The following is a 7107-nucleotide window of genomic DNA, read 5'->3' on the forward strand; positions in this document are numbered from 1 at the left end:
CGCTTCCCTGTACAGTGAGCGCCTGTTCAGCCGGTTTTTCGACGGTTTTTATCTGCGCCAGGTTCACATGATGATGTAACAGGGTTGATAGATCATTGGCTCCCTGAAATTGTGTTTTGCGCTCCGCCCAATGAGCCTCAAATTCCGTTTTGTGCTCCAGATAATATTGCTGGGTTGCCAGATAAGTTTTATCTGCCACGATTTGGGGAACTCGGTTTTGCGCGAGTTCGTTGTAATATTCATGCACGTTTTGCAATAAAATGGGGTTACTCCAGCCATCAGTAATACTGTGGTGTTGGGTGATCAGTACTGTTACCAGTTGTTCATCCTGCTTGATGCAAGTGAAGCGGATTAATCCGGGCTGACTTAAATCAAAGGGTAGCGTGCGATCATGTTGTTGGATCGCTTCAATCGCTCTGGATTTTTCCTCTGGTAGTAACTGACTGATATCCTTGAAAGTGAAATTTGACAAATCAAGACTTTCCCCTTCAGTCACAATCTGCAAAGCCTCTTCTTCCCAGTTAAACGCTGTTCTGAGGATGGGAAAGCGTAGTGAAGTTAGAGTCCAGGCCTGTTGGTAGGCCACAAGATCGAGTTGGGTGTGATAATCCAACAGCAGTTGCACGCAATAAGCATCATCCTGTGGTTGAGCCAGATGATGATAAATAAATCCCTGCTGCAAGCTGGTTGCGGGGTACAGTGCTTCAATCTGATACATCTGTTGAAGATGACGCAAAAGTTTGATTGAGATCCCTTCAATACCGTAGTCACTGGGAGTTTTTATTCCACCCAATTGAGCCTGTTTTTGCCCTGCGGTGATAACAGAATGGAGCGCCTGCTCAAATGCTGTGATAAATGCCTGTGTCTGAGTTTGTGACAAGTGCGAACTGATACTAAATTGCAGTTTGCTTGCTTGAATCAAGCCATTAATATTCAGTAGCAAATAATTTTGGTTATCATCTGCCACTACGGTTCCGCAATCATCGCCGATCAGTGACCAGTTTTGTTCAATTTCTGCGTCTAACTGACCGAGATAGTTGAAGCCAATCGTCGGTAAATTCCCCGACAAATATCCTGCTTGACGTAATGCCCCGTAACCAATACCTTTATTCGGTACGGCACGCAACATCTCTTTAGTATGAATGATCGTCTCCGCAATATCGTTTTGCATCTCCAGACGCATAGGATAAGTGGTTGTAAACCAGCCGACGGTCTCTGAAACATCCAGTGTGTTATCAATGGGTTCTCGTCCATGACCTTCAAGCATAATGTGGTTAACTGGATGTGAGAAAACGGTCTGTAATGCTAATGTGAGGGCGCTAAGCAGTAAGTCGTTAATTTCGGTATGGTAACCGGCATTGGCTTCACGCAGCAGAATGTCGGTCAATTCAGCGGAAACACCCAACATGTGTTGACTCATTTCATGCGAAGCAGAGTAAACCTGATTTCCTGCCATCACTTGCTGCCAATAGAGAACTTCCTGCTGATGGTGCTCTGCATAGCGATGGATCGCATTAATCCATTGCCGATAGCTACTGGTTTTTGCCGGCAGCGTTTCGCCTTGCAGCAATCTGCGCATATCTTCAGCAATAATTCGCCAGGACACTACGTCAATAATCAGGTGGTGAAATGCGAAGAATAAGCGGGCGCTGCCATCGGTATATCCGGTCAGATGAGCGGCTTGCCATAAAGGACCAGTACAATAATTAAAGCTACTCTGCCATTGTGTCAGTTGCTGGTGATTTAACTCATTGAAATCACAATGCAGCAATGTGGGTAACCAGGGTGGTATTTCTGCGGGGTAGCACTGACGATAACCCTGTTCTGTGTCAACAAAATGGGCGCGTAACATATCATGTCGCTCAGTCAATATGATCAGGGCTTGTTCAATAGCAGCGTGACTGATATTGCCTGGCAGTCGGATCATAAATGCCTGATTCCAGTGGTGTGGACTCGATAAATTCCAGTTGAAGAAATCCTGCTGGATAGGCAACAGACCAAATTCCCCGTTTAATAATCCCTGCTCTGCTACCACAGATACATTGGATGAAGTTTGTGTCAGCAATTGCGCTAGCTGTGCCACTGTTGGTGCCTCAAAAATCGATTTGACTTGCAGGGAAAATCCAGCACGTCGCAGTTTGGAAACCAGTTTGATACTGATTATGGAATCGCCGCCGATACGGAAGAAGTTATCTTCAATGCCAATTTTCTCTAGCCCCAATACTTCCCGCCAAATGGCACACAATTGAGTTTCTAAGGCATTGCGGGGTGCAATATAACTGTCGCGGTTTTCCCATTTCGGCTCTGGCAGGGAGCGGCGATCTAGCTTGCCGTTGAGGGTTAAGGGAATGGATTCAATGCGGGTAAAGCTGGCGGGCAGCATATATTCCGGCAAGCGGGTGGAAAGGTATCTAATCAGGATGTCATCAGATAGTACGCCATCTGTGACCAAATACGCGATCAGTACCTTATTTCCTTTATGTTCGTGGTCAATCACCACAGCTTGTTTTATCTGTGGGTGCGAAGTCAGGGCGCTTTCAATTTCTCCCAGCTCAATGCGGTAGCCGCGAATTTTAACTTGAAAGTCATTGCGTCCCAGATATTCCAGCTCCCCATTCGGCAGCCAGCGGACTAAGTCACCGGTTTTGTACAGGCGGGTATAGCTTTTGGCCTGATCTTCTGCTGCCGCAAAGGGATTCGGCACAAAACGTTCGTCAGTCAGTTCAGGCTGATTTAAATAACCTCGTGCTAATCCGGCACCGCCGATATATAACTCGCCCGCTGCACCGATAGGGGACAGGTTACCCTGTTTGTCAAGAACATACAGATGAACGTTATTAATCGCCTTACCAATATTAGTGGCAATATCTCCACATTGATAATGTTTCCCCGTCGCACAAACGGTGACTTCGGTCGGGCCATATGCATTCAGTACATCGCTGTGATGGCTGAAATAGTCAAGGAAATCTAAGGACGGTGATTCACCTGCCGTCACCAATAACTGCAAGGAAGGTAACTCAGTGCCAATTAATAACTTCAATATAACTGGGGGTAAAGTGGCGATTTCAATGCCTTCTCGCTGAATCAGTTGTGCAACCGCTGGGGCATTACGCTCTGTTTCACTGCACAGGTAAACCGTCAGGCCATGAAGTAAACTGAGGAAAAGTTCAGAAACAGATGCATCAAAAACATACGCAGCAAACATTAAAGCTTTTTTTCGCTTTGTGATATCAAACAGTTCTGCCTGTGCTGCAACCATATGGACAACATTCTTATGCTCAACCATGACCCCTTTGGGTTGCCCCGTGGTGCCGGAGGTATAGATGATATACGCCAAATCAGCAGGGTTATTGACCGGAGCCAGATTTTCTACGGTGTAGCCTGCGGTGATTGTCTGGTCATCTGCCGTTATCAATATCGGCGATTTCGCGAGTAGTTGGGTATATTCCGTCAATGTCGTCAGATGTCGTTGCTGGGTGAGTACACACGGGCTTCCGGTATCTTCCAGAATAAACTGAACCCGCTTTGGTGGATATTCGGGGGAAATGGGCACATAAGCGCCGCCGGCTTTCAGTACCGCTAAAATACTGATAATCATTTCCAGACTGCGGTCAAGATAGAGGACGAGAGGTGTATCTGCTCGCAGAGGGACAGCATTACGTTGTTGACAACGCTCACGAATAACACCAGCCAACTGGTTTGCTCGTTGGTTTAATTGTCGGTAGGTCAGGGTTTCTCCTTCAAACACCAGTGCCACGCTATTCGGTGTCTTTTCTGCCTGTGTCTCAAATAGTTGCGGCAAGGTTTTATCTAGCAGGTAAGGGGCATCGGTCTGATTCCAGGTGTGCAGCAGAGTTTTACGCTCTTCTTCACTGAGAAACAGGATAGAGGTATGCGGTTGGTGTGGATCACGGGCTACGGCATACAAAATAAGCTCAAGCTGACGAAGCAAGCGTAGTGCTTGTTTATCTGTCAGCCAGTCTTCACCATAGTTCAATTTGACTATGAGACTGTTATCCTGTTCATAAGCTTTCAGAGATACCGGATAATCCACTTTTTCGAAGGCTTGGCGGAATGTCAGGGTGTTTTCAATGCCTTCCTCGTTTTCGTTCACGACAGGCTCAGGGTAGTTTTCAAAAACCAACAGGCTGTGGAATAACCGTTTCCCGTCGGATTGTAAACTGGCAAGTGATATCGCACTGTGGCTGTTGAGTGCGGCGATATCCTTTTGTATCTCTTGCAATATAGCGGCTACGCTGTCAGTCTGGATCCATTGCACTGTTAATGGCAACGTATTGATATACAAGCCGACACTGGATTCAATACCGTCCACCGGTACATCGCGCCCGGATACGGTAGTACCGACAATGGTCTGTTCATCCCCGATGTAACTGTGCAGTAATTTATGCCAGGCAAATTGCAGTACCACATTCAGGGTAACGCCTTGCATTCGACACATATCCTTAAGTTGCACATAAGCGTGCCTTTGTACCGTAAGCTCCTGTTCGGCTGGCTTTTCAACGGCTTTTATCTGCGTTAAGTCAATGTGCTGACTTAACAGCGCAGAAAGATCGTTAGCTCCCTGGAAGTGTGTTTTGCGCTGCGCCCAATATGCTTCTGATTCAACTTTATGATCCAGATGATATTGCTGGGTTGCCAGATAAGCCTGTTCCACGACAACCTGTGGTATTTGTCCCTTTATGAGTTGATTGTAATATTCATGTACAGCCTGTAATAAAATCGAGTTACTCCAGCCATCGGCAATGCAGTGATGTTGGGTGATCAGCACGGTTACCTGCTGTTTATCCTGCTTGATGAAAGTGACGCGGATTAATCCGGGCTGGCTCAAATCAAAGGGCAGGGTACGGTCATGTTGTTGGATCGCTTCAATTGCCTGGTTTCGCTCTTCTTTTGGTGAGTGACTGATATCTTTGCTTTTGAAATTCGCCGAGCTAATACTGGCACCCGTAGTGACAATCTGCAAAATTTCCCCTTCCCAATCAAATGCGGTTCTGAGGATAGGGAAACGTAATGAGGCCAGCGTCCAGGCTTGTTGATAGGTGGCAAAGTCGATATTGGTGTAATAATCCAACAGCAACTGCATACGATAGGCATCATCCTGTGGTTGAGTCAGATGATGATAAATAAAACCCTGTTGCAAGCTGGTGGCAGGAAATATCGCTTCAACTCCACTAAAGGTAAAACTGTTGAAATCCTCTTCGGAGAAAATATTCTTTTCATTTAAGAAGACTAATATGTTTTCTCTTTTCTTCTTAACCTTATCAATAAGCTGGGAAGGAGGAGTCTCTCCTGTAAATGCCAGTTTTAATTTATTCTCACAGACCCATACTGCTACATGATTTTTCTTGAGTTCTTTAAATAGCATCAACATTTTTTATACGTCCAAAATGGTTTTCTTTTCTGGATAGAGAGGTGAATTTTCGTTATTCACATAGCCAAAACGATGAGTAAGCTGGTTTAGCTGCTCAATTGAAACGCCTTTAATTCCGTAATCGCTGGGAGTTTTTATTCCTCCCGATTGGGCCTGTTTTTGGCCTTCGGTGATGACGCTATTGAGTGCTTGCTCAAATACTGTGATAAATACCTCTGTCAGGGATTGTGACAAGCGGGAGTCCACGCTAAATTGCAGTTTTCCAGCCTGAACTGCGCCATTGATATCCAACAGTAAGTGACTGTCATTCCTGCTGGCTATCACTGCGCCGCAATTATCGCTGGTCAGTGACCAGTCTTGATGGCAGTTTCCTCCTAACTGACCGAGATAATTGAAGCTGATGGCCGGTAAATTTCCTGACAAATGTCCAGTTTGACGCAACGCCCCATAACCAATGCCTTTGTTTGGCATAGCGCGAAGCATCTCTTTGGTGTGAATAATGGTTTCTGCAATATTGGTCTGCATTTCCAGCCGGACAGGGTATTGTGTTGTAAACCAGCCGACGGTTTCGGAAATATCTAGCGTGTTATCAATAGGTTCCCGTCCATGACCTTCCAGAACAATGTAGTTTACTGATCGGGAGAAAGTACCCTGTAACGCCAGTGTCAGGGCACTCAGTAGTAAGTCGTTAATTTCAGTGGAGTAACCGGCGTTGGCCTCATGCAGCAGGATGTCAGTCATCTCGGCAGAGAGGTCTAATTGGTGATGAGTGGCCTTATCCAGCTCAGGATTTATGTCGTTGCCTGCTATTACTTGCTGCCAATAGGGTACTTCATCTTGATGCTGTTTTGCATAATGATGGACAGCGGCTACCCACTGCCGATAGCTGCTGGTTTTCGGTGGTAAGATCATACCTTGCAATAACAAACGCATATCTTCGGCAATAATTCGCCAGGATACAGCGTCAATGATCAGATGGTGGAATGCGAAGAATAATCGGGCGCTGCCCTCGGCGTATCCGGTCAGATAAGCGGCTTGCCACAGAGGCCCGTTACTGTAATCAAATTCACTTTGCCATTGGGTTAGTTGTTGGTGTAATTCCGTTTCTGTAAGTTCACTGATATTACGGTGCCGGAATGCAGGCGACCAGGATGGCACTTCCGACGGATAGCACTGACGATAACCATTTTCAGTATATATAAAATAGGCACGCAGCATATCGTGTCGTTTAGCCAGCGTTATTAGAGCCTGTTCAATTTCTGCGGGTTTTATATTCCCGGGAAGTTGAATCATAAATGCCTGATTCCAATGGTGCGGATTTGGCAGATTGAGGTCAAAGAAGCTTTGCTGGATAGGTAACAAATCAAACTCCCCGCTTAATAACCCTTGCTCTGCATTTGCTTTTACTGTGGGTGATGTCAGTGTTAGCAGTTGGGCTAACCGAGCTACCGTTGGTGCCTCAAATATCGATTTGACCTGGAGAGAAAAGCCCGCCTGACGCAGTTTGGAGACTAACTGGATACTGACAATGGAATCGCCACCGATACGGAAGAAATTATCTTCAATGCCAATTCTTTCCAGCCCCAACACTGCTTGCCAAATGGCACATAACTGGGTTTCTAAGGTATTGCGGGGCGCCATATAACGGTCCCGATTGCCCCATACCGGCGCCGGCAGGGCACGGCGATCCCGTTTACCGTTGAGGGTTAACGGTA

At 46.3% G+C, this 7107-nt stretch carries 2 protein-coding genes; both read right to left on the reverse strand.

What is annotated here, in order from left to right:
• A partial coding sequence (locus tag Xentx_RS17545; RefSeq protein ID WP_139292531.1) for a non-ribosomal peptide synthetase occupies positions 1-5392 on the reverse strand: 5392 nt, incomplete at its 3' end.
• A gap of 3 nt (positions 5393-5395) precedes the next feature.
• A partial coding sequence (locus tag Xentx_RS17550; protein WP_244149901.1) for a condensation domain-containing protein occupies positions 5396-7107 on the reverse strand: 1712 nt, incomplete at its 5' end.

Source organism: Xenorhabdus thuongxuanensis (assembly GCF_001908095.1).
GTDB lineage: Bacteria > Pseudomonadota > Gammaproteobacteria > Enterobacterales > Enterobacteriaceae > Xenorhabdus > Xenorhabdus thuongxuanensis.